This window comes from Bradyrhizobium sp. dw_78, assembly GCF_018449525.1.
Taxonomy (GTDB): Bacteria; Pseudomonadota; Alphaproteobacteria; order Rhizobiales; family Xanthobacteraceae; genus Bradyrhizobium.
Genome location: NZ_JAAVUS010000003.1, coordinates 148397 through 171286, shown reverse-complemented (window position 1 = coordinate 171286; position 22890 = coordinate 148397). Strand labels below are relative to the sequence as shown.

Sequence of the window (22890 nt, the reverse complement as noted above, 5' to 3'; positions counted from 1 at the left end):
GAGCGGGACGGCGCGAGGGAAGGACAGGCTGCCACCTTTGGGCGGCTCCCGTTCTGCTGTGTATGGCGATCGCGCTTTCCGGCTGCGGCGAAATGGGCCGCTTCCAGACCGCCGCCCCGGCGCCAAGTCCGGCCAAGCCGGCGGTCGCGGCGCGCACGGTGGCCCCGACGCCCGCCTCCGAGCGCGAGCATGAACGCATCCTGTCATCCTATGGCGGCGCCTATGACGACCCCAAACTTCAGGCGCTGATCAGCAAGACGGTCGACCGGCTCGTGGCCGCTTCCGAACGGCCCGACCAGGCCTACAAGGTGACGATCCTCAATTCCGGCGCGGTGAACGCCTTCGCGCTGCCGACCGGCCAGCTTTACGTGACCCGCGGCCTGATCGCGCTGGCCTGCGACACCTCCGAACTGTCCTCGGTGCTGTCGCACGAGATGGCGCATGTGCTGGCCAAGCACGCCGCGATCCGCGAGGACCAGGCGCGCCAGGCCGCCGTCGTGACCCGCGTCGTCAACGACATGGGCAACGATCCGGACATGACCGCGCTGGCGCTCGCCAAGACCAAGCTGACGCTGGCGAGCTTTTCGCGTCAGCAGGAATTCGAGGCGGATAGCATCGGCGTCGGTATCGCGGCGCGCGCGCATTTCGATCCCTATGGCGCGTCGCGTTTCCTGACGTCGATGGAGCGCAACGCCGATCTGAAGGCAGGAAAAACCCCGACCGACGATCCGCGCACCCAGGACTTCCTGTCATCGCATCCGGCGACGCCGGAGCGGATCCAGAGCGCCCAGGCCAGCGCGAAGCAATATGCCTCACCCGACAATGGCGAGCGCGACCGCGAGGACTATCTCGCGGCGATCGACAACATCGTCTATGGCGAGGATCCGAGCGAAGGATTCGTGCGCGGCCACCGCTTCCTGCATCCCAAGCTCGGTTTCACCTTTACCGCGCCCGACACCTTCACGCTCGACAATACCGCGCAGGCCGTGATCGGCGTGCGCGAGGGCGGCTCGCAGGCGATGCGCTTCGACGTCGTGCGGGTGGCGGCGGAACAAAGCCTCGGCGACTATCTCAATTCCGGCTGGATGGAGAATGTCGACAAGCCCTCGATCGAGGACCAGACCATCAACGGTTTCCCAGCGGCCTCCGCCAGCGCGCATACCGACGACTGGCAATTCAAGGTCTATGCGCTGCGCTTCGGCAGCGACGTCTACCGCTTCATCTTCGCCGCCAAGCAGAAGACCACCGAGAGCGAACGCAACGCCCGCGAGACCGTGAATTCGTTCCGCCGGCTGACGCTGGACGAGATCCAGGCGGCGCGGCCGCTGCGCATCAAGGTCATCACCGTGCAGCCCGGCGATACCGTGGAATCGCTGTCGCACCGCATGACCGGCGTCGACCGCCCGGTGGACCGCTTCCGCGTCCTCAACGGCCTCGACGACCACACCCAGGTCAAGGTTCGCGATCGCGTCAAGATCGTGGTGGATTGACGGCGTAGCTGTCATTCCGGGATGGGCCGAAGGACCAGACCTCGGATGCGCAATTGCGCATCGGGGAATCTCGCGCAGCAACTTCGTCATTCCGGGCTCGCTCGCTCCGCTTGCGCCCCGGAATGACAACCAACCAACAAAAAGCCCGGCCTTTCGGACCGGGCTTTTCATTTCTCATTCTGCAAAAGAAGCGCTTACGCCGCCTCGTCCGCAACCGCGGTATCGTCGCCGTCGTCGGCCTCATCCGCATCGGCCTCGTCGGCCGCGCCGGCTTCGGTCTCGACCTTGGCGCCGCGGCGCGGGCTCTTGGCGAGCTGGCCTTCGATCTCCTTGACCGCTTCGGTTTCCGTCACATGCTGCACGACGGCGATCTCGCGCGACAGACGGTCGAGGGCGGCTTCATAGAGCTGACGTTCGCTGTAGGACTGCTCCGGCTGCGACTCCGAGCGATAGAGATCGCGCACGACTTCCGCGATCGCGACGATATCGCCCGAATTGATCTTGGCTTCATATTCCTGCGCCCGGCGCGACCACATCGTGCGCTTGACGCGCGCGCGACCCTTCAGGGTCTCCAGCGCTTTCTTGACCAGCGCCGGCTCCGACAGCTTGCGCATGCCGACATTGGCGATCTTGGCGGTCGGCACCCGCAGCGTCATCTTGTCCTTCATGAAATTGATCACGAACAGCTCAAGCCTCGCGCCGGCGATCTCCTGCTCTTCGATCGCCAGGATCTGGCCGACGCCATGCGCGGGATAAACCACGAATTCGCTGGTCTTGAAGCCCTGGCGCTGGGTCAGCACCTTCTTCGGCTCCTCGACGCGAGGGGCAGCGGCAACCGGCTTCACCGGAGCCTTGTTGACAACGGGCGCCTTGGCGGCGACGACGGGAGCCTTATTGACAACAGGAGCCTTGGCGACGGTCTTCGGTGCAGCAGTCTTGGCGGCGACCTTCGAAGCAGGGGCCTTCGATCCGGTCGCTTTACCGGCAGTTTTCGCAGTCTTGTGGGGCATTGAGCTTCTTTTGTTTTTGGAGGACTTTGCAGCCGAAGCCTTGGGGGCGGTCCTTGTCGTCAGAGACGCCCGGGCACGGCTCTTGGTTGCACCACGGCTCGCCGCAGCGACTTTTTTCGCACTCTTTGAACTCTTGGAAGCACTCTTTTTACGCGTTTTCTGTGACACAGCCTGCGCGCGGAACTGCCACGCCCCTGTTCGATGTTTTTACGGGAACCTCTTACGCCACAAGATACGCATGGCCGGGTTCGGCTTGCATTGTATGAAATATAACACATTTTCCGCAAAAATCAATGATTTACGGCTCCGCACAGCCCCTGCGCGAGCAGTTTTGGTCTTATCAACCGCTGTTAGGGTTAAACGAACGGGCAGCAAGGCCGGCTGGCGCTCACCGTTTTGTGTCCCCGCGGCGGCCTGCCGGGCTACGGTTTTGATGGAATCAGAACCGAGGCTCTATTTTTTGCCGCACCTTTCCTGGCGCGAGCCGGAAACCATCCCGCCATCCAAGGTCCGGGGCAGAGCACTCAAAACGCGATAATCAGTCGCCGGTACCCGGCTTCGGAGAAAAATATTTCTCGAACTTGCCTTCGACCCCATCGAAATCCTTGGCGTCCGCCGGGGATTCCTTCTTCTGGGTGATATTCGGCCAGTTCTTGGCGTATTCGGAATTGACCCCGAGCCATTTCTCCAGCCCCGGCTCGGTATCCGGCTTGATCGCATCGGCCGGGCATTCAGGCTCGCACACCCCGCAATCGATGCATTCATCCGGATGGATGACGAGCATGTTCTCACCTTCGTAAAAGCAGTCCACCGGGCAGACTTCGACGCAGTCAGTATATTTGCACTTGATGCAGGCTTCAGTGACGACGTAAGTCATCCAAAACTCCGAAACGATCGATTTTGAGTGGCTTGCTAGCGCAGGAAGTCCGCAGCCGCAAGGGAAGCGGATCGCTTTCGCGAAACGTTTCCAGCCGGTTCTGCGCCAGACCGGGACGGCCCGAAAGCAAGAAATTGCCGGAAAGCCGCAGGCGTCATGCCGGCCGCTCCCGTACCTCGTCGTAGAGCCCGCGCGCGGCCTGCGCGTCGCCCCGCCGCTCGGCAAACCCGATGACCTTCAGGATGCGGACGCCATGATCGAGCCCGATCGTCACGACGTCGCCGACCTTGACGCCGTGACCGGGAGCCTTCTCGCGCACGCCGTTGATGCGGACATGACCGGCCTCGACCAGCGCGGCGGCGCTGGCGCGGGCTTTCACCACCCGCGCATGCCATAACCATTTATCCAGACGCTGGCGCTCCAAATCACCTCATCCGAAACGGGGCAGGCTTTCGCTCGAACGCCTTAATCCTTCCGGCCGGCGGCGAGCTGTTCCTTCAGCGCCGCCAGCTTGGCGAACGGCGAATTCGGATCGATCGGACGGTCGCGCTCGCGCGGGCTGGCGCTGGTCGCATACTGGCGATGCGATGGCCCGCCATCGCGCTTGTCGCGGCCGCCGTCGCGGCCAGCCCTGTCGCGCGAACCCTTGTCGCGCGGGCCTTTATTATCATGAGGGCCCTTATTACCAGCCCCCTGGAATTTATCCCGGCGCCCGTCCCTGTCCCGGCCCTTGCCTTCGAACCGTTCGCGCCGGCCGCCCTTGTCCTCACGCGGGGCTTGCGTCGTCGTCGCAGCTTCGGCGCCGGGTTGGGATTGAGCGGCGGCTTCCGCCGGTGCGTCGGCGCGGGGCTTGCGGAAATCCTGATGCCGCCTTCCGCGCCGGTGATGCTCGCGTTTGTCGCCCTCGCCGGCTTCACCCGAAGCAGCGGCGGGTTGTGCGCCATCCTGAGGACCCGGATGACGCTGGCGATGGCGCTCGTGACGCGGCCTGCGGTCTTCCGAACGCCCGCCGGGCCGCCAGACTTCGACCAGTTCGGGTTCGGCCGGCGCTTCCGGAGCCGCTTCCGTGACAGCGTCAGCGGTTACAGCGGCCTCGACCGGCGCGGCGATCTCGGCCGATGTTTCGGCGGCGACCGGTCCCGACGACATATCCGGCGCGGCATCGGCCTCGCTGGTCGCAACAGGTTCTTCCCGAGATTCCTGCTGCGGCGCATCGGCCGGCGCCGGCTCTTCTGTCGCCGTCACCGGCGCGAAGGCGATATCGGGCAACAACGCCACCGACGGCGCGGGGGCCTCTTCGACGGCCGGCGGCGCGTCCTCCGTGATGTCAGCGATATCGCCGGTCTCGGCGGCCGCAACCGGCTCGACGCCGATGGCGTCGGCTTCGGTGGACACCGACGAGATCGCCTCCGGCGAGGAAATCCCGGAGGAGGCCGCGTCGGGTGCGGCCGTCTCGGATGACACCACCTCAGGTGGCGCCGCTTCGGCGGCGGGCGCTTCGGCCACGGCCGGTTTCGGCGGCAGTGGCGGGCGGCGCTCCATGCGATAGCCGAGCGCGCGCAGCACCGAGGCGAAATCCTCGCCCGCCGACCCCGTGAGCGAGGTCATCGCCTGGGTGACGACAAAGCCGCGGCCGTCGAACGCACCGGCCGGCTTTTCGCCCGACACGGTTTCGCGCCACGCCAGCGCCGGGCGAATGAGATCGGCGAGCCGTTCCAGGATGTCGACGCGCACCGCGCGTTCGCCGCATTGCTTGTAGCCGAGCACGCGATAGGCATCGCGGGGCAGCGCCTTGTCGATCGGGAACGAGGTGCGGCCGCTGGAGGCCAGATGCTGCGCGCCCGACAGCGCCGACAGATCGGCGTTGTCCTGCTTTTCGGCCCATAACAGCGAGGCCAGCGAGCGCGCCGCGGGCTTCAACAGCGCCGGGAAATAGATATGATAGGCGCCGAACCGCACGCCGTATTTGCGCAAGCTTGCGCGCGAAGGCTGATCGAGATCCTTCATCTCGCCCTGGATCTTCTGCCGCTCCAGCACGCCGAGCGCCTCGACCATCTGGAACGCGATGCCGCGCGCGATCCCCGTGATGTCCTCGGCCTTGGACAGTTCGAACAGCGGGCCGAGCAGCTTCTCGATATGGGTCTTCAGCCACAGATCGAGCCGGGCCTGCACCTTCTCGCGCGGCGCCCCGCTCAGGCGCTCGTCGGCAATGATGCGGATGCGCGGATGCAGCGCCTCCTCGGCCGCGACCAGCTTGGCCACGGCATCGCCGGTCCAGCGCAGCGTGCCGTCGGAGGCCAGCACGAACTGGTCGTCGGGGGCTTCGGCCAGTTTTTCGGCACGCGCGTCGATCTCGCCGGCCAGCGCCTTTTGCGCGGTCGCCTGCAAGGCTTTGGCGTCGGAACCGGCCTCCGCCGCATCGGGCGCAAAGGTAAAGCCGTCGAGCCGGCCGATGACATGGCCTTCGACGATCACTTCGCCGGTCTTGCCGATTTCGGTATTCAAAATGGTGTTCTCCCGCAGGCGGCGCATCAATACACTGGTCCGGCGATCAACGAAACGCTCCGTAAGCCGTTCGTGCAGCGCATCGGACAATTTATTTTCAACGTCGCGTGTAATCCCCTGCCAATGTTCGGCGTCGGCCAGCCAGTCCGGCCGGTTGGCCACGAAGGTCCAGGTCCGGATCTGCGCGATCCGGCCCGACAGCGTGTCGATATCGCCGGTGGCGTTATCGGCCTGATCGACCTGGGCCGCAAACCAGGCGTCGGGAATGCGGCCGCGCTTCATCAGGAAACCATACAAAGTGGCCACCAGTTCGGCATGCGCCGCCGGCGACAATTTGCGGTAATCCGGGATCTGGCAGGCGTCCCACAGCCGCTCCACCGCGGCCGTGCCATGCGCCATTTCGCGCACCTCGGCGTCGCGCGCGACGTGATCGAGCACCCGCTGATCCTCCGCGATCGGCGCGCGGGTCAGCGCCTCATGCGCGGGCGACAACGCCAGCGAGACCTGCAACGCGCCGAGCGAGGCGAAATCCAGCTTCGGATTGCGCCATTGCAGCATCTTCACGCTCTCGAAAGTGTGGTTCTGCAACGCATTGACCAGTTCCGGCTCGAACGGCGCGCAGCGCCCCGTGGTGCCGAAGGTGCCGTTGCGGGTGGCGCGGCCGGCGCGGCCGGCGATCTGCGCGAATTCGGACGGGTTGAGGCGGCGGAACTGATAGCCGTCATATTTGCGGTCGGAGGCGAAGGCGACGTGATCGACGTCGAGATTGAGCCCCATGCCGACCGCGTCGGTGGCGATCAGATAATCGACGTCGCCGTTCTGAAACATCGCCACCTGGGCATTGCGGGTGCGCGGGCTTAGCGAGCCCAGCACCACGGCCGCCCCGCCATGCTGTCGTTTGACCAGTTCGGCGATCGCATAGACTTCATCGGCCGAAAACGCCACGATCGCGGTGCGGCGCGGCTGCCGCGTGATCTTGCGGTCGCCGGCATAGTCGAGCTGCGACAGTCTGGGCCGGGTGACGATCGACGCCCCCGGCAGCAGCCGCTCGATAATCGGGCGCATCGTCGCCGCACCCAACAGCAGCGTCTCGTCGCGGCCGCGCCGGTTGAGGATGCGGTCGGTGAAGACGTGGCCGCGTTCGAGATCGGCCGCGATCTGGATTTCGTCGACCGCCAGAAACGAGACGTCGAGATCGCGCGGCATCGCCTCCACGGTGGAGACCCAGAACCGCGCCTTCGGCGGCTTGATCTTCTCCTCGCCCGTGATCAGCGCAACGGACTCCGCGCCGGCGCGGTCGACGATCTTGTTATAGACCTCGCGCGCCAAGAGCCGCAGCGGCAGGCCGATCAGGCCGGACGAATGCGCCAGCATCCGCTCGATGGCGAGATGGGTCTTGCCGGTATTGGTCGGCCCGAGCACGGCGGTGACGCCGGCGCCGGGAGCGCGTTCCTGGGTGAACGCCGCCACTGAGGGAGAAAAGGCCATGGTTTCGTTGAGGCTCCGGTCCTGGTCCTGTCAGAAGCGGGGCTTTATCCTTTTGTTGTGACGCGCTTTCCTGACGCGAACCGGCATCCACTTCGCTCGAAAACGCTTCGGGCTGCTGTCGTCGCCTGACTTGATAAGTGTCTCACTTTGCGACGCTTGTTCGACAGTGGCTTAAGCTCTGGAACGGGGTGGGAACAAATCGCGCCCGAATCGCTGACTCAGCCCTATGTCCTGCTTCGTTCACCGCAACATCTCGCGTTGGCCATCCATCATCGCACTAGATCAAGTTTGCTGCGGTCTCACAAGCTGCTGTTTTCCGGCGAAATTCCTAAAGATGGCGCGATGGCGGAGTCGAATCAGAAGCGGCAAAGAGTCAACTGGATTCCGCGCGCATCGTCATTCCGGACGACGCAAAGCGGCGATCCGGAATCGCGAGATTCTCCGATGCGCCATTGTCCATCGTGGTTCGATACGGAGCCTGTCATCGGGCCGCGTTTCGCGCGGACCCGGTGGCATCGCCCCGGAATGACGGCGGCGTTCACTGCGTCTTGGCGACGCGCGGCGGCGTCGCCTGGGTGACGAACCGGGTGGCTTCCAGCATCGCGGTGCCGAGCGGGGTCGGCACCACCATCCGGTAGGGCACCAGGATGCGGGTACCCGCCAGCGGCGCGAAGGTGATCTCCATGTTGCGCTGGGCGGTGAGATATTTGATCACCGGGCGCTCCGGAATATAGCCCGCGACCGGCGTGAAATAGACCGCGCAGACCAGCGCCGGGCCCTGGTAGCCGGTCTCGGATTTCACCGTCGTCATGCGCTTGAAGTCGAGCTTGAGCTCGTAGCGCATCCGGCCGTCGAAAAACGCGGCGCCGGTGCGGCAGGAATCCGGGGCGAGCACCTCGCCATTGCCGGGCACGCGCAACAACGCGCCGGTCATCGGATCGAACACGCCGTGACGCTGCGCATCGGTGACCGGAAGCCGGTCCGGATCGACCGGCGGCTGCGGATCGATCGCGAACTCCTTCACATAGCCGTTGACCAGCGTCATATGGATGACTTCGGATTTTTTCGACCACGCCGCGGTGCCTTCATAATTGGTCGCGACCAAAGCGCCGTTGACGATGCGGCCTTGCGAGGCGCTGGTGCCGGAGCCGCCGGCAAAGGCTTTCAGCAGTCCCGCGGTACCGCCGGAAGCGGCGGCGGAAAACTGGTCGTCCAGGATCTCGATGGTCCAGGCGCCGTTGCCGACGGGAATCCCCGCCAGCGTCGCCTCGTAGCGGGCGTCGAGCTTGCCCTGCGCCGAGGCGGTGTGCGGGGCGGCCAGCCACAGCAGCGCCAGCGCGGCGAGACTGCCCGGCATCCGCCGCAGCCAAAACGCCGGACGCGGCGACGTCGTCCTGAACGTAGTCACGAAACGGCAGCCCCTGATTACGCGCGATCGACGGTTCATTTATGCAACAATACCCGGCAGGCAACGCGCATTCCGGCTGAAATAACGAATTCCACGGCAAAACACGGCCATAACGACGCCCAACCGATTTCGGCGCGGAATACGCCGTTTATATGATGACTCAAACCCGGTATGTGACAGGCTCTAGTTTGTTGTTTTGACGCGTTTTCTTCACGCGAACCGGAAGCCATTTCGCTCGAAAACGCTATCGGCCTTGATCTATAAGCTTTATGTAAACCTTGGGAACTTCTGATGAAACCGGCCTGCTTTGCGGGTTCGGGCCGGCGTTAAAACCTTGACGCCCCGCGGTTGAGCCCCTATACGTCCGCGGTTCCCAAGATGGACGTGAATTTGGACCCCCGCGGCGGCCCCAGGATGGGCCGGAAGCGAAGCGGGGATGGCAGAGGATTTGTTACGATGTCGCGGCGCTGTGAACTGACGGCCAAGGGCCCGCAGGTGGGCCACAAGGTGAGCCACTCCAATATCAAGACCAAGCGCCGGTTCCTGCCGAACCTGTGCAACGTCACCTTCATTTCCGATGTGCTTGGCCGCAATGTGCGCTTGCGCGTCTCCACCAACGCAATCAAGAGCGTCGACCACAATGGCGGCTTCGACGCCTTCCTGCTCAAGGCCCGCGCCGACAACCTCTCGCCCCGCGCCCTCGACCTGAAGCGTGCGATCGAGAAGAAGCGCGCCGCGGCTGCGCCGGAGCAGCAGGCGAGCTGAGGCGACGGCGCGGCTTACGAGAGCCGGGCCAAAACAGCTATGAGAGTTTTGAACGGCCGGGTCGAAAGATCCGGCCGTTTTGTTTTAGGGACGTAAATGCGTCAGAAGCCCTGTTTCGCCGCGACAGACATCATCGGGTCGGAAGGCTGTCCCGCCGGAAGGCGTTCATCGGATTTTGCGTTTGGGCAAAGACGCTGCTAGCCGGCCTTGACCATCGATCGATCGACGCCTTGATCGACAAGCAATTGCACGGGGAAAACCAAGCGGATTGCTAGTCTTCTTACGGGATTTTGAGCACTCTGATCGCAGAGGTCCAAAGAGCGTCGGCCGCCTCTGCAAGACAAGCACATCTTCATGAAGCACAATGACAAGGTTATTTCTCTCTTCTCGGGTGCGGGGGGCATGTCACTTGGCTTTGCGGGTGCGGGACTCAAGCCGGTCATCGCCGCAGACGTCGATCGAGATGCTTGCGCGACCTATCAAGCGAATCTGGGAGACGGCTCTCACTGCATCGACCTTGCCGATCTGGATCCCCGCTTTGAGAAGGAATTGGACGGAAAGACGGGGGCATTTGCTCTCATTGGCGGCCCGCCATGTCAGGGTTTCAGCAGTGCCGGAGCCAAGAGCGGATTGGACCAGCGCAATCGGCTGATCTTCAATTATTTCTCAATTGTCGAAAGGGTGCGCCCCCGTTGGTTCTTATTCGAAAATGTGGAAGGGCTCCTGACCTCCAACGAGGGGCATAGCGTCGTAGCCCTTGTTCGCAAGTTCATCTCGATCGGCTACCGGGTGAGGCTTGAGAAAGTCAATTTCGCTTCCTACGGACTTCCGCAAGCCCGGAAGCGCATCCTCATCATCGGCAACTCCCTTGGCCTAGATTTCGAGTTCCCGCGCTCGACGCACTCTTACAATGCGGGCAAGCACCAGGCGTTAAGTCACCTGCCGTTTGCACCGCCATTGATGGACGCACTCGCAGGACTAGGCAGCGCCGCCCAGAAAAATGGTGAGATCGTTCCCTACGTTGGGCCTCCGCAAACACGCTACGATGCCGCAATGAGGAGCGGCAACTCAAGCGGCGGGGTAGATCAGCATGCCATCGAAGGCCTTTCGTCAGTTTCCCAGGAAATCGCAAAGCATCTTGCTGAGGGGCAAACAATGAAAGATCTTCCCGAAGCAATGTGGCATGAAAGTTACCGACGCCGCGCCAATCGACGCGTTATGGACGGCACTCCGACAGAACGGAGGGGGGGAGCACCAAGCGGGCTCAAACGGCTTGTCGCTGCTCTAAATTCTTTGACAATAACGAGCGCCGCAACCCGGGAATTCCTGCACCCCCTTGAAGATCGTCCGCTCACACTGAGAGAGGCGGCGCGGCTTCAATCGTTTCCGGATAAGTTTAAGTTCCACGGCACGACGCGAAGTATCGCGCAACAAATTGGAAACGCGTTTCCGCCGTTGGCAGCCGAGGTCCTGGCAAATCATCTCGCAAGCCTCGATGGCGCAGCCGGGGCAGATCTGGTACGAAGTCCAGCCGCAGGCGGTCTTGTTGACTTCCATTTGACCAACGCCAGCGGCAAGAGCCCCGCACTTTCCAAAACCGAGAGGATGCTCGCAACGCTCTCTGAGAATCAGACCGGTATGAGTTTTGTGCCTGCCGAAGCGAGTACCGTTTGATGGCGCGAGACGCGAGATTAAGTCTCGACCAATCGAGACGGCTAATGAAGGCTCGCATCTTGGGCACAGGTCGCGAGATCAACATCACGCTTGAAGACGCAGAGTTGCTAAAATTGCTTTCTGTCATTGCCTCGGACAATGACCGCAAAGATTTAAGCAAAGACTTGCCCGAACTCCCGCGAAGCGCCGAGGCAGACTACTACAAAATCCCGCTTTCGTGGTTCCAGGAACGTGCCGAGGCGAACGATTTCGTTTCTCATTATCTCCGATTTTCAGATCAGCTTGCAGATTTTGAGACGTATTTTGAGTGTTTGTGCGAACTTCACAAGCGTCGACGTAAGTATTCCATCATCCTCTCGGCTCAACCCTTGCCAACCATGGTCCAAGTATCGCCAAGAGCGCTGCTGGAGTTTGGCGGCATTCCAACCGATGTGCTCGCATCGTGGCTCACATGGCGCAAATGGTTCTTCGACATCGACAATCGAGCCGGACAGGAAACCGGGTACTTGTTTGAGCCCATTCTGGCGAGTTCGTTGGGGGGAACTCCGTTTCCATCGACGCGCTCTCCAATTCGCAGGCTGAGCGACACCAACAAGGGGCGGCAGGTGGACTGCATTGTTGGGAAAGACGCTTACGAATTTAAGCTGCGAGTTACCATTGCCGCGAGCGGGCAGGGCAGATTTGCCGAGGAGATAAACTTTGCAAAAGATTGCAGGGGCTCGGGGTTTCGGCCGGTCCTTCTGGTTTTAGACCCGACGCCGAACCCCCGCTTATCCGATCTGAAAGCCGCTTTCGAGGCCGCTCAGGGAATAGCGTTTATTGGTGACGCAGCCTGGGACCATCTGGAAAACGAAGCCGGCAGCGTGATGGCCACCTTCGTTGAGCGATATGTCAGGAAGCCGATTTCGCAGTTGGACCAATTCGCGCCCACTCTCCTGGATCTTAACGCGTCTGCAAGCCCGGATCGACGAACCTTCATTTTCCGGTTTGGAAAGAACGGCGAGAAACATGAATGGCTTATCGATCGCCTGGAAAAACCCGAACTCGCGACCGATCCAGAGGAGGATTAGACTGGAAAGCCTGTGCGCGTTTGTGATTGGAGCATGGGTTCACGGATGTCAGGGATCGTGCCTGTAAATGGACACTGTCTCACCAGAGAAATGCAGCGAGATCATGCGGCCTATCCGCGGCAAGGCTACGGCGTGCAGACAGCGCCGAGGCGGACAGTGAAGCCGCGCGGACTGACCCCTGATGGCCGGTGTCAAGTTTGCCGAGGCGATGCCGACATTCCCTGCGTCCTCTTTGCGGAACGAATGTTTCCGCACACTCCCGGGAGCGATCCGCCCTACACTGGCTTTTCCGGTCTCCCGAGCGTATAATTTGTGTACACTTGACGGTCGCGCGGATGTCCCTTTTCTCTCGTAAATCAGGTCTCGCAATTCTGTTGCTGGCGCTCTGTCTGGGCGGGCGAGCGGCTCACGCCCAGGCTGCTCCCTTGAGCTATTGGATACCGGGCGGCCCGTTCGGTTTCGGCGGCAGTCTCTCCGGCGTGCAAGGCTTGAACAGCTACAGCAACTTTCCGAACTTTGATTTCAATGCAGCCGGAGGCGGCGGCTTTTCCGCCGCACGCGGCAATCTGCCGGATGGCTGGTTTGTCGGCGGCGAAAGCGGCACCATGGGCGTCAGCGCGAACAGCTTCGGCTTCACGCAAGCCGACACGCTCGGCAGCATCGGCACGCTCAGCTATCAGAGCGTGCAGTTCGGCTACAATTTCAAGGACGAGACCGGCGCATCGCCCTTCAAGATCTTCGGCGGGCTGGATACCGTGCAATACAACACGAGCATCGGTAACCCGTTTTCTGCCTTCAATTCCACGACGAACACTGCGACCGGCTATCGCGCGCATGCCGGCGTCGAATTCAAGCCGACGTCGAATGTCAGCCTGTCGTTTGAAGCCGGCTTCACCCAGCAATAGGGCGCTGCTGGCAGCCTCACGCGCGGGCGTGACCGTGGCCCAATAACCACACCGAACTAAAATCGAACGGCGATGACGCACCTGGCGTGGGGCCGACACGGTTTGGCCTCCATTGCCTGCCGGACTTCGACGCGGGCGGGGCAAGCAGGTGCGACGATGTCTTTCATCCGCTTTGCCAGCGCGCCGTGCATCGGAATCGATGCACGCCGCGCCTATTTGAACACGTGTCTTGTTTCGGCGAACCGGATCCGGCGCGCCACGCAATGGCTTGCCATCCTCGCCGGCGCGGCTTCGCTGGCGGCCTGCGCGCAATCCTCACTCGTGACCGGCAAATCCGAATTCAATGCCGGTCCCCGGGAGGCCCGGCTGGAACGCAACCGGGAGAGCCGGGTCGCAGCCGCCGGGCGCGTGACGGTTGCGAGAAAACACACGCCGTTCAAGACAGCGGCACATGATGCCGGGCCGATCGCCTCGCGCGGCATTGCGAGCTTCTACACCGAGGGCACACAGACCGCGAGCGGCGAGAAATTCGACACAAACGAATTGACCGCCGCCCATCCAACCTTGCCGTTCGGCACGAGATTGCGCGTGACCAATGTCGCCACCGGAAAATCCGTCACCGTCCGCGTCAATGACCGCGGCCCTTACGTTCCCGGACGCATTGTCGACGTGTCCTATTCGGCGGCGGCAGCGCTGGACATGGTCAACAACGGCACCGCGAAGGTCAAACTGGACGTCGTGCGTTAGAGCTGAGCGTGTTGTGCCTGGGTTTGAATCATGATCGGGGATCCGTGGCCTCGTGGTTCTCCAGGCGGTGCCAACGGGTCGCGCGAATGCGCGCTCGATGACAGACTCCGCATCGTCCGGAGACGCGCGGCGATGCCGCGCTCCTCACCATGAGAGTCCAAGCGGACTTCATCCTCGGAGTCTGACTGAAAAAGCGTTCAATGTTTGCGGGCTCCTCCTAACCATCTGAACGTGAATCGCTTTTTTGTCATGGCCGGGCCTGTCCCGGCCATGGCGAACTCCTTGAAAAACCCGATTTCATGGCTCGTTTTTTCAGTCAGACTCTGAGGAGCCGCTCCTTCGCGCCGTCTCGAAGGATGAAGCCACAGCACTGGAAAGTACGGAAGGACCCCGGCGGTCGCGGCCGCCATACGCAAAAGGAGCCTCCCTTCCCGCTTGACCCCAAGGCCAAATCACCCGCATCTGCCGCGCGTCCCGCCTCGATGGGAGGGGCGTACGCGTCGTCACGGACGTTGCGGCGGGATGCGGTGGACGCGGGCGCGCGCGACGACGAAGCGCGCTTTCGCGGACGGTGAAGCCGTGTGGTCCTGACGCCCCGACGCTGGCGTCAAGCTCGCGAAGACGCGTTGCCGCGTCTCGCGGGCGACGGTGGCAAAAGTGCCCGGTCACCGGGGAGAGCGCGGAGTAAGCCGTTAAAACCATTGCGCGGGGAATGCCGGCTGAGCCGGCTGTACCTGTGGTGACTTACTCGTGTGCTTTTTATTTTGCACGCGAGGCTGCGGGTGCAACGGACACCCGGCATTCCCTGCGCCCTCTCTTGGGGGTCGCCTGCGCCCTCTGTCTTCAGGGCAAACTGTGCATGCCGAACCCGGACGCGACCTGCGCCGCGGGACGCGGCTTCGCATCTCATTACGACGAGAGGCTCGCGCCAACATGGCTTGTGACGCAATCAACACAGTCAATCTGTGGACGCGAAGTTTATTTTTACGAGCAGCGCGCGCCCCGGTCTGGCCAAGCGATTCGCTGCGTGGCATCGTGTGAGTCGGGAAGGCGTAATGTGGTTGCGAACATGAATGGAAAAGATCCATCAGTCGCGCACGATGGCCGCAATTCGGATAGCGCCACGCAGCATGCGACGGCTCCGGCGCGAAGCGCCGCGATGGGATTGCTGTCGGCCACCGAAATCTGGTCGGCCGGCGCGACCGCGCCTGCCAAAAGTCCCGAGGCTGAGCCCCTTCCCGAGGCTAAACCTCTCGGTGCCAAATCTTTTGAAGCCAAGCCTCTTGAGGCCAGGATTCCCGAGCCGGTAGCGGCCGCGCCCGAGAAAGCGGCGTCGGATTTGCCGCCACAGGCGGAGACGACTGCAGAGATCAAGCCGCGCAGCGTGCGCGAACGGCTGGTTGCGGCGATCTGGTCGACGGAATCACGGACGGCCGCGCCCGCCAAAAGTTCCGGGACGTTAAATTCAGAGACTTCGAATTCAGGGACCGCAAGCTTCAACGCCAGGCGTTCGGAGACCACAAGTTCAGAGGCTACGGTTTCCGTGACCATGACGGCTGCGGACACGCCGCCACCTCACGCAACCGCCGACGCCGAAGCTGCTGACGTCAAAACCAGTGACATCAAAGCTATCGGCATTGGCGAACGCGCCACCGCCGGAATCGCGCCAGCGCAGGCGAGCGAACCGCAACTCGCCGGAATTGCCGAGATCATCAAGGTTCCCGAGCGGGCGACGATCGCAAACGTGCTGCCGCAATTCGCGGCGGCGGCGGAGGTGCAGGCCATCGTCGCGGACGCGCGAACCGCCGCGCACAATGCCGCCTTGGACAAGACGGCCGCTACCAGGCACGCAACCGAAGCCAAAGCCTGGCCGCCGCGAAAATTGTCGGTGGCGCTGCAGGGCGGCGGCTCGTTCGCCGCTTTCAGCTGGGGCGTGCTCGAGCGGCTGCTGGAGCAGCCGGAATGCAGCTTCGATGTCATCAGCGGCGCCAGCGCCGGAGCGGTCAACGCCGCACTGCTGGCGAGCGGGCTGGCCTCCGGCGGCCGCGAAGGCGCGCATGCGCTGCTTGGAAGATTCTGGGGCCGGATGACCAGCGAAGCGTCGTTCCGCTCGCTGATGCTGATCGGCGGATTTTCGCCGGCCGGCAGCACCGTGGCGTTCGGCCCGGCGCTGCGGTCGGGACAGTTCGATCCGTTCGATCTCGATCCGCTGCGCCAAGCGCTGGCCAAGGACATCGATTTCGCCAAGTTGCAGGATCCGGCCTGCCCGAAACTGCTGGTCGCGGCGACGCGGGTGCGCGACGGCGCCTTGCAGATCTTCCGCAACCGGGATCTCACGGCCGATGTCCTGCTGGCCTCGACCTGTCCGCCGCAGCTGCATTGCGCGGTCGACCTCGACGGCGACGCCTATTGGGACGGCGGTTACGGCGCCAACCCGCCGCTGCTCCGGCTGGTGCAGGAATCGGAGGCGAGCGACGTGCTGGTGGTTCAGGTCACGCCGTCGCGCGACAGCTATATTCCGGTGACGATGGCGGCGATCGACCGCCGTCTCGACCAGATCACGGCCAATGCGGTGCTCAACGCCGAATTCGCCGCGCTCGAATGGGCGCGCGACGCCGCTTCGACGCCAGCGCTGCGGGCCTTGCGGCTCTCCCGGATCGCGGCGGAAGACGAGATCGAGGGACTGGCCCAGCGCAGCCCGGTCGATCTCGGGCGCAACTTCATCGGCCTGCTGCACCGCAGCGGCCGCGCCGCCGCCGAGCGTTGGCTGAACCACGGTCCGGACGGGAAGCCGTCCGCACCCCGGCAGCCGCATGAAGACATCGGCGCGCCGGGGATTGATGCCTCCGAAGCGCCACGGGCATTCGAGGCGCCGCCAGCATTCGAAGTGCCTCCGGCTTTCGCGGAGCCCGAGCTGGTCTGATTGCCGCGATCGACATGCGCAAGCGAGCCGATGGACCTTTGTCCCGGCTGTTGCGTTTCATAAATGTTCATCCGCGGCGGACCGCTTTTGGGCGCTGGGTGGATTGTTAAAATTTTACGGAACATTCAGTTCTTTTCCATAGGGTGATGTGTCGGCGAGAAGCGCCCCAACCGCTCAGGACGAGCGATGCCAGCCATAGACCTAGCGATCGCCGACGAAGTCGAAGCGGCCATCCATGTCGGATCCGAGCAAAAACGCTTTGAGACCATCAAGCGCGTCACCGACCTGTTTTTGTCGCAGGCGGGCAGCTACAACGAGGAACAGATCGCGCTGTTCGACGACGTGCTCGAGCGGCTGGTCAAGACCATCGAGCTCCGGGCGATCGCCGACGTAAGTGCCCGGATCGCGCTGGCCGAGATGAGCGCGCAGCTGGCGCCGGTCTCGCAGGCGCCGCCTGCCGTGATCCGCCGGCTGGCGCGGCATGACGAGATCGCCATCGCCGGACCGGTGCTGACCGAATCCGCCCGTCTCAGCACCGACGATCTGGTCGAGATCGCCCAAACCAAGAGCGAACCGCATCTGCTGGCAGTCTCGGGCCGCTGGTGGCTGAAGGAAATCGTCACCGACGCGCTGCTGGCACGTCGCTATCCATCGGTGAGCCGGCGCCTGATCGCCAATCCCGGCGCGCGGGTTTCGGCCGCGGGATTCGCCATCGTCGTGGCGCAGGCCGAATCCGATCCCGAGCTTGCGGTCGCAACCGGGATTCGCGTCGATTTGCCGGCCGGTCTCCGCCTTCAATTATTGCGCAATGCGACCGAAACGGTCCGGGCTCGGCTGTTGTCGCAGGCGCCGCCCCATTTGTTTGAGGAGATCCGTGGCGCCATCGCGGCGGTGTCGGCCGGCGTCGATCGCGAGATGTCCAGGGCGCGCGATTTCAACGCGGCCCGGCGCGCCGTGGCCCTGCTGCGCGAGAACGGCGAACTCAACGAGGCGGCGCTGTTCGCCTTTGCCACGCAGCGGAAATATGAAGAGACCGTGGCGGCGCTGGCCGCGCTGTCGCATTCCAGCATCGAGGTGATCCGTCCCCTGATGCAAAGCCTGCGCGACGACGGCATTCTGGTGCCCTGCAAGGTGGCCGGGCTCGGCTGGGACACCGTCAGCGCGGTGCTGGAAAGCCGGCTCGCCACCGGCTCGATCGCGCTGCATGAGCTGGTCAAGGCCCGCGCCCAGTTTGCGCGGCTGACAACCGAGCATGCGCGCCGCGTGCTGAAATTCTGGCAGGTTCGGGCAAACTCCTCGCCAACCCGGCATTAAAGCATGACAGCCCTCGTTTAATGCTGGCTCGGCGGCTTCGGCTGTTAGCGCTTTGTTAATCAAGACAACGGGACGCCGGAACAAGCTTCACGACTCGTTGAGTCCCTGGGCACTCTAATGCGCCACGATTGATTGGAAAGAAATTTCGTTCATCGGATTGTTGGATGGCTGAATCGAAGTCGTTTCTGGCGGAATTGGAAGAGGCGGTTTCCAGGGGAACGGCCGAAAGCTGCCTGCGGGCCTTGTGGCACGCGACCGATATCCTCATCGCCGGCCGCTATTCCGAAGACCAGATCCGGACCTTCGGCGGGGTCATTGGCCGCCTGGCCGAGGAAATCGAACTCACCGCGCGCGTCCAGCTGGCGAACAAGCTCGCTCCCAGCAACAACGCGCCGCTCGACGTCATCCGGGATCTCGCCTTCGACGATTCGATCGACGTCGCCGGCCCCGTGCTCCGGCAATCGGATCGGCTCGACGTCAAAACGCTGGTTGCCAGTGCAAAATCAAAAAGCCAGCGGCATTTGCTGGCCATCTCGAAGCGGAAGTCGATTTCCGACGCCGTGACCGACGTGCTGGTGGTGCGCGGATCGCCGGAGGTTGTCAGCTCGGTGGCGGCGAACAAAGGCGCGCGCTTTTCCGGTTTCGGCTTTCTGCACCTTTTGCAGCGCTCCGAAGACGACTCGATCCTGGCCGAACAGCTTGGCCTGCGCAAGGACATTCCAAGGCATCTGTTCCAGCAACTGATTTCGAAGGCCTCCGACGAAGTAAAAAAGAAGCTCGAGCGCGAGCGTCCCGACATGGGGGACCTGATCCAGGCCGTGGTCACCGACGTCACCGGCACGATCCACGCGAAATTCGGACCGGCGTCGAAGAACTATTTCGCGGCCAAGCGCATGGTGGGCAAACTCCATCAATATGGCGGCCTGAACGAAGACAAGGTCTTCGAGTTTGCGCACTCGCTCAAGTTCAACGAGACGGCGGTTGCCATGTCGTTGTTGTGCGACGTGCCGATCGACGTCGTCGAGCGCGCGCTGGTCGACACCAACAGGGAAGTCATCCTGATCCTGGCCAAGGCGCTTGATTTCTCGTGGGCGACGACGATGTCGCTGCTGTTTCTCGGCTCGCCCAATTATCGGATCACCGCGGGAGATCTGGACCGGATGAAGCGCGATTTCCAAAAACTGAATGTCGAGACCTCCAAGCAGGTCCTCAGCGTCTACCGGTCGCGCAAGGACGCCTCCGCCGACGGCCTGCAGATGGCCGAACCGCACGCCACCTGAACCGGATTCAATCGCGAGCCCGAAACCGGCGATTCCCCGGCGCAGAGCGGCGATCCTTCACCGCGAGCCGAACGTCGTTTTGCCGAACAGCTCCTTCAGCGTCGAAGGCTGCGAGCGCCAATATTGCGGCGGCGCCTCGACTTGGCCGCCGAGTTCGGCCGCGGCGTGCCAGCCCCAGCGCGGATCGTAAAGCATGCCGCGGGCGAGCGCGACCATGTCGGCCTTGCCTGAGACGACGATCTCTTCGGCCTGTTTGGCTTCCGTGATCAGGCCGACCGCCATGGTGGTGACGCCGGTTGCTTCCTTCACCGCCTGCGCGAACGGCACCTGATAGCCGGGCGACAGCGGAATCTTCTGCAAGGGCGAGGCCCCACCGGAAGAGACATCGATCCAGTCAACGCCGCGTTTCTTCAGTTCCTTGGCGAATTCAACGGTCTGCGCGACGTCCCAGCCGCCCTCGACCCAGTCGGTCGCGGATACCTTGACGCCGATCGGCTTCGCTTCCGGAAACGCCGCGCGCACCGCATCATAGACTTCGAGCGGAAAACGCATGCGGTTTTGCAGGCCGCCGCCATATTGGTCGGTGCGCCGGTTCGAAATCGGCGACAGGAACTCATGCAGGAGATAGCCATGCGCGCCATGCAGTTCGAGGGCATCGAGACCCAGCCGCTCGGCGCGTCTGGCGGCCGCGACGAACGCATCGCGCACCCGTGTCAGACCCGCCGCATCGAGCGCGACCGGCGCCAGTTCGCCTTCCTTGTGCGGCAGGGCGGAAGGACCCACCGTCTGCCAGCCGCCTTCGGCAAGCGGGATCTGCTGACCGCCGTTCCACGGCGTATGGCTCGATCCCTTGCGGCCGGCATGGGCGAGTTGCATCGCCATGGCGGTTTTGGAGTGCTTGCGCACCGAGGCCAAGATCGGCTTCAGCGCGGCTTCAGTGGCGTCGTTCCACAATCCGAGGCATCCCGGCGTGATCCGGCCGATCGCTTCCACGTGGGTGGCCTCGATGCAGAACATCGCCGCGCCCGACAGCGCCAGCGTGTTGATATGCGTGAAATGCCAGTCGCTGGCCTCGCCATCGATTGCCGAATATTGGCACATCGGTGCCACCATGATGCGGTTGGCCAGCTTGAGACCGCGTAATTGAATCGGGGAGAACAGGGTGCTCATCGAGGATATCCTGCGAAAGAGAAGGATCGATCATCTCGCCTCAATCTAATGAACCGTCCGGCTCTGCTCAACCGCGCCCACTATTATTTGATTCCTATTGCTTGATTCCCGCAGCCTTGATCACTTCCATGTTGGCTGCGGTCTCCCGCTTGACGAGATCGTCGATTTCTTCAGGCGACATCGGCAGCACTTCGACGCCGAGCTGCTTCAGGCTGGCCTGCATCGCGGGTTCGGAGAGCACCTTGACCCCGGCATCGTGAAACTTGCTGATGATGTCGCGCGGCGTCTTCGCCGGCATGAACATGGCGAACCAAATCGCGCTGTCCGCGTTCTTCAAGCCGATTTCAGGCGGTGCCGGCACATCGGGCAGATCGGCGACGCGCTTCGGCGTCGAGACCAGCAACGCCCGCACCTGACCGGCATGGATCAGCGGCAGCGCGGTCGCCAGCGGACAGAAATAGAAATCGACGCGGCCTGCGATGAGATCGGCAATCACCTCCGCGCCGCCGCGATAAGGCACGTGGGTCGCCTCGATGCCGGCCGCAAGCCGGAATTTCTCCGCGCTGATATGCACCGCACTGCCGATGCCGACCGAACCAAAGGAGATCGAGCCGGGCTTGGCCTTGGCGTCGGCGATGAAATCCTGCACGGTTTTCCACGGCCGCGATGCCGGCACGATCATCACATTGGCGCTGGATCCGATCATCAGCGCGCCTGAAAGATCGCGGCTGGCATCGAATGGCAGATCGGGAAAAATCGCGGGCGCGATCGTCAGCGCCGAGGAATGGGCGAGAACGCTGTAACCATCGGGATCGGCCTTTGCCACCATCGCCGTACCGAGCGTGCCGCCGGCGCCGGTGCGATTCTCGACCACGATGGATTGCCCGAGTTCAGCCGCGAGGCGATCGAACACCAGACGCGGCACCACGTCGGTCGCACTGCCGGCGCCGAACGGAATCGTCGCCCTGATCAGATGCGATGGCCAGGTTTCCGCGTGGGCGACAGCGAACATACTTGAGAGAACACACAACAAACGGAACAACTTGCTCATCAACATTCCTTTTCAATCGTCGCAACGATGCAAGAACCGTTCCGGGCGGCTTTCATTGCAGCAGCGTGAATTGCAGCAGCAGCGTGCGCTGGATCAACGAGAAATTGTCATCGGAAACCAGCGTCAGCACGGTGTCGCCTTCGGGTGTAATGAAGGCGTCGATACCTTCCATGTTGTCGATCTCGTCGCCGAGGTCCGCTTCGAAGATCGACGGGCCGTCGACCAACGCGCCCGGCGCCACCGATTGAAGCGGGATGCGGCGGATGCGAATACCAACACCGGCAACGAACGAAAATTTCCGCTCCAATACCAGGAGTTCGCCCGAAGGCAGCAGCGTCGCATCGCTGATGTCGTAGGCGTTGCTGCGGCGGACGCTGAATTGCCCCGGCGACGGGCCGCCGACCAGGAACGCGATGAGATTGCCGTCGGCATCGAGCCCGCGTTCGGAGAGCGCGATCAGCGTACCCGCCAGCGGCAGCCCCTTGGGCACCACCACCAGCGCTTCCAGCCCCTGGTTGAACGGGAGCGTCTTCACCGCCGGCGGCATCGGCACCACCTCGCCGCGTGAGCGCGTGAAGCCCTTGCTGAAATCGAACCGCAGCACCTGGTTGACGCGCTCGAGCCCGATATAGACGAACGATCCGTCGAGCGCGATCGATTCGGTGTCGAACCAGCCCCGCGCCGTGATCGGCCGGCCGTCGGCTCCCAACATCGGCGCGGCCTCGACATCGGCGAGCCCGGTCATCTCGCCTTCCTGATAAAGGATGCGGCCGGTGAACCAGCTTCCCTTGTCGCTGAAGGAGATGAAGCGCTCGCCCTTGCGGTCAAGCCGGATTCCCGACAAGCCACCGAACCCCGGAAAGCGCGAGGTAAGCACCAGCCCGCCGCGATATTGCAATGAGCCGAACCGCACATGGGAGCGGTCGCGCGGATCGAACGAAGGAATCGGCCGGGCGTTGACTTCGATCGAGATCGGGGCCGCGACCGAGTGTTCATCCAATGCCCCCTGTTTCGACGATAGTTCCGTCGCAAGCTGCGCCCGCGCGACGCCGGGCAGCGCAAGCGTGGAAAGCATCGCAGCGCTGGATTGCAGGAAGCGGCGGCGGCCGATGTCGTGTCGCATCAGATACGGCGTCCGCTGATTTCGGGCACGGACGCCTGGCGCATACCGCCGTCATTCCGGGATACGCCACTTGGCGCGAGCCCGTCATCG

Annotated in this window: 18 protein-coding genes; 9 read left to right on the top strand and 9 right to left on the bottom strand. The window is 63.1% G+C overall.

Annotated elements, in window-relative coordinates:
• Positions 1-62 precede the first annotated feature (62 nt).
• The gene (locus HB630_RS09935; RefSeq protein ID WP_213772068.1) at positions 63-1490 is read left to right on the top strand and encodes a M48 family metalloprotease; all 1428 of its coding nucleotides are present in this window, start codon (positions 63-65) and stop codon (positions 1488-1490) included.
• Positions 1491-1684: 194 nt separating this feature from the next.
• Here the strand turns inward: HB630_RS09935 and HB630_RS09930 are convergent, their stop codons facing one another.
• From HB630_RS09930 to HB630_RS09910, 5 genes are all read right to left on the bottom strand, one after another.
• A complete protein-coding gene (locus HB630_RS09930; RefSeq protein WP_249780777.1) occupies positions 1685-2500 on the bottom strand; it encodes a CarD family transcriptional regulator in 816 nt (271 codons plus the stop codon).
• A 538-nt stretch (positions 2501-3038) separates the two neighbouring features.
• On the bottom strand, positions 3039-3377 hold the full coding sequence (fdxA, locus tag HB630_RS09925) for a ferredoxin FdxA (protein ID WP_213772066.1): 339 nt from the start codon (positions 3375-3377) through the stop codon (positions 3039-3041).
• Positions 3378-3531: 154 nt separating this feature from the next.
• Positions 3532-3801, bottom strand: a complete 270-nt coding sequence (locus HB630_RS09920; RefSeq protein WP_213772065.1) for an RNA-binding S4 domain-containing protein — start codon at positions 3799-3801, stop codon at positions 3532-3534.
• Between the two features lie 41 nt (positions 3802-3842).
• A complete protein-coding gene (locus HB630_RS09915; protein WP_213772064.1) occupies positions 3843-7370 on the bottom strand; it encodes a helicase-related protein in 3528 nt (1175 codons plus the stop codon).
• Between the two features lie 538 nt (positions 7371-7908).
• Positions 7909-8727, bottom strand: coding sequence for a DUF3108 domain-containing protein (locus HB630_RS09910; protein ID WP_213772401.1), 819 nt, complete (start codon positions 8725-8727; stop codon positions 7909-7911).
• A 507-nt stretch (positions 8728-9234) separates the two neighbouring features.
• Between HB630_RS09910 and rpmB the strand changes: the two genes are divergently transcribed.
• The 5 genes from rpmB (at position 9235) to HB630_RS09885 (ending at position 13939) form a co-directional block, all read left to right on the top strand.
• Positions 9235-9543, top strand: coding sequence for a 50S ribosomal protein L28 (gene rpmB, locus HB630_RS09905; protein WP_213772063.1), 309 nt, complete (start codon positions 9235-9237; stop codon positions 9541-9543).
• A gap of 354 nt (positions 9544-9897) precedes the next feature.
• On the top strand, positions 9898-11217 hold the full coding sequence (locus HB630_RS09900) for a DNA cytosine methyltransferase (RefSeq protein ID WP_213772062.1): 1320 nt from the start codon (positions 9898-9900) through the stop codon (positions 11215-11217).
• Positions 11218-11261: 44 nt separating this feature from the next.
• On the top strand, positions 11262-12287 hold the full coding sequence (locus HB630_RS09895; protein WP_213772061.1) for a hypothetical protein: 1026 nt from the start codon (positions 11262-11264) through the stop codon (positions 12285-12287).
• A 425-nt stretch (positions 12288-12712) separates the two neighbouring features.
• Positions 12713-13192, top strand: a complete 480-nt coding sequence (locus HB630_RS09890) for a hypothetical protein (RefSeq protein ID WP_213772060.1) — start codon at positions 12713-12715, stop codon at positions 13190-13192.
• A gap of 156 nt (positions 13193-13348) precedes the next feature.
• Positions 13349-13939, top strand: coding sequence for a septal ring lytic transglycosylase RlpA family protein (locus HB630_RS09885; RefSeq protein ID WP_213772059.1), 591 nt, complete (start codon positions 13349-13351; stop codon positions 13937-13939).
• 984 nt (positions 13940-14923) lie between these two features.
• On the opposite strand, the gene HB630_RS09880 is transcribed toward HB630_RS09885, so the two are convergent.
• Positions 14924-15490 carry a hypothetical protein gene (locus HB630_RS09880; RefSeq protein ID WP_213772058.1) on the bottom strand — a complete coding sequence of 189 codons (567 nt, stop codon included), beginning with the start codon at positions 15488-15490 and terminating at the stop codon, positions 14924-14926.
• On the opposite strand from HB630_RS09880, the gene HB630_RS09875 reads away from it, so the two are divergent.
• From HB630_RS09875 to HB630_RS09865, 3 genes are all read left to right on the top strand, one after another.
• The gene (locus tag HB630_RS09875; RefSeq protein WP_346656062.1) at positions 15483-16862 is read left to right on the top strand and encodes a patatin-like phospholipase family protein; all 1380 of its coding nucleotides are present in this window, start codon (positions 15483-15485) and stop codon (positions 16860-16862) included. The two genes, HB630_RS09880 and HB630_RS09875, sit on opposite strands and share 8 nt — an antisense overlap.
• 186 nt (positions 16863-17048) lie before the next feature.
• The gene (locus HB630_RS09870; RefSeq protein WP_213772057.1) at positions 17049-18176 is read left to right on the top strand and encodes a DUF2336 domain-containing protein; all 1128 of its coding nucleotides are present in this window, start codon (positions 17049-17051) and stop codon (positions 18174-18176) included.
• 164 nt (positions 18177-18340) lie between these two features.
• Entirely contained in the window at positions 18341-19456 is a 1116-nt protein-coding gene (locus HB630_RS09865; RefSeq protein ID WP_213772056.1) for a DUF2336 domain-containing protein, read from the top strand.
• 57 nt (positions 19457-19513) lie between these two features.
• Here the strand turns inward: HB630_RS09865 and HB630_RS09860 are convergent, their stop codons facing one another.
• From HB630_RS09860 to HB630_RS09850, 3 genes are all read right to left on the bottom strand, one after another.
• Positions 19514-20626 carry an NADH:flavin oxidoreductase/NADH oxidase gene (locus HB630_RS09860; protein ID WP_213772055.1) on the bottom strand — a complete coding sequence of 371 codons (1113 nt, stop codon included), beginning with the start codon at positions 20624-20626 and terminating at the stop codon, positions 19514-19516.
• Positions 20627-20720: 94 nt separating this feature from the next.
• Entirely contained in the window at positions 20721-21677 is a 957-nt protein-coding gene (locus HB630_RS09855; RefSeq protein ID WP_213772054.1) for a tripartite tricarboxylate transporter substrate binding protein, read from the bottom strand.
• A 52-nt stretch (positions 21678-21729) separates the two neighbouring features.
• Entirely contained in the window at positions 21730-22800 is a 1071-nt protein-coding gene (locus HB630_RS09850) for an esterase-like activity of phytase family protein (RefSeq protein WP_213772053.1), read from the bottom strand.
• Between the last annotated feature and the right edge of the window lie 90 nt (positions 22801-22890).

Excerpts from the sequence above, each read along its gene's own strand:
- HB630_RS09855 (WP_213772054.1), bottom strand. The coding sequence starts at position 21,677 with ATGAGCAAGTTGTTCCGTTTGTTGTGTGTTCTCTCAAGTATGTTCGCT.
- HB630_RS09885 (WP_213772059.1), top strand. The coding sequence starts at position 13,349 with ATGTCTTTCATCCGCTTTGCCAGCGCGCCGTGCATCGGAATCGATGCA.
- HB630_RS09930 (WP_249780777.1), bottom strand. The coding sequence starts at position 2,500 with ATGCCCCACAAGACTGCGAAAACTGCCGGTAAAGCGACCGGATCGAAG.
- HB630_RS09870 (WP_213772057.1), top strand. The coding sequence starts at position 17,049 with ATGCCAGCCATAGACCTAGCGATCGCCGACGAAGTCGAAGCGGCCATC.
- HB630_RS09915 (WP_213772064.1), bottom strand. The coding sequence starts at position 7,370 with ATGGCCTTTTCTCCCTCAGTGGCGGCGTTCACCCAGGAACGCGCTCCC.
- HB630_RS09910 (WP_213772401.1), bottom strand. The coding sequence starts at position 8,727 with ATGCCGGGCAGTCTCGCCGCGCTGGCGCTGCTGTGGCTGGCCGCCCCG.
- fdxA (WP_213772066.1), bottom strand. The coding sequence starts at position 3,377 with ATGACTTACGTCGTCACTGAAGCCTGCATCAAGTGCAAATATACTGAC.
- HB630_RS09935 (WP_213772068.1), top strand. The coding sequence starts at position 63 with ATGGCGATCGCGCTTTCCGGCTGCGGCGAAATGGGCCGCTTCCAGACC.
- HB630_RS09865 (WP_213772056.1), top strand. The coding sequence starts at position 18,341 with ATGGCTGAATCGAAGTCGTTTCTGGCGGAATTGGAAGAGGCGGTTTCC.
- HB630_RS09900 (WP_213772062.1), top strand. The coding sequence starts at position 9,898 with ATGAAGCACAATGACAAGGTTATTTCTCTCTTCTCGGGTGCGGGGGGC.
- HB630_RS09895 (WP_213772061.1), top strand. The coding sequence starts at position 11,262 with ATGAAGGCTCGCATCTTGGGCACAGGTCGCGAGATCAACATCACGCTT.
- HB630_RS09850 (WP_213772053.1), bottom strand. The coding sequence starts at position 22,800 with ATGCGACACGACATCGGCCGCCGCCGCTTCCTGCAATCCAGCGCTGCG.
- HB630_RS09880 (WP_213772058.1), bottom strand. The coding sequence starts at position 15,490 with ATGGTCACGGAAACCGTAGCCTCTGAACTTGTGGTCTCCGAACGCCTG.
- rpmB (WP_213772063.1), top strand. The coding sequence starts at position 9,235 with ATGTCGCGGCGCTGTGAACTGACGGCCAAGGGCCCGCAGGTGGGCCAC.
- HB630_RS09860 (WP_213772055.1), bottom strand. The coding sequence starts at position 20,626 with ATGAGCACCCTGTTCTCCCCGATTCAATTACGCGGTCTCAAGCTGGCC.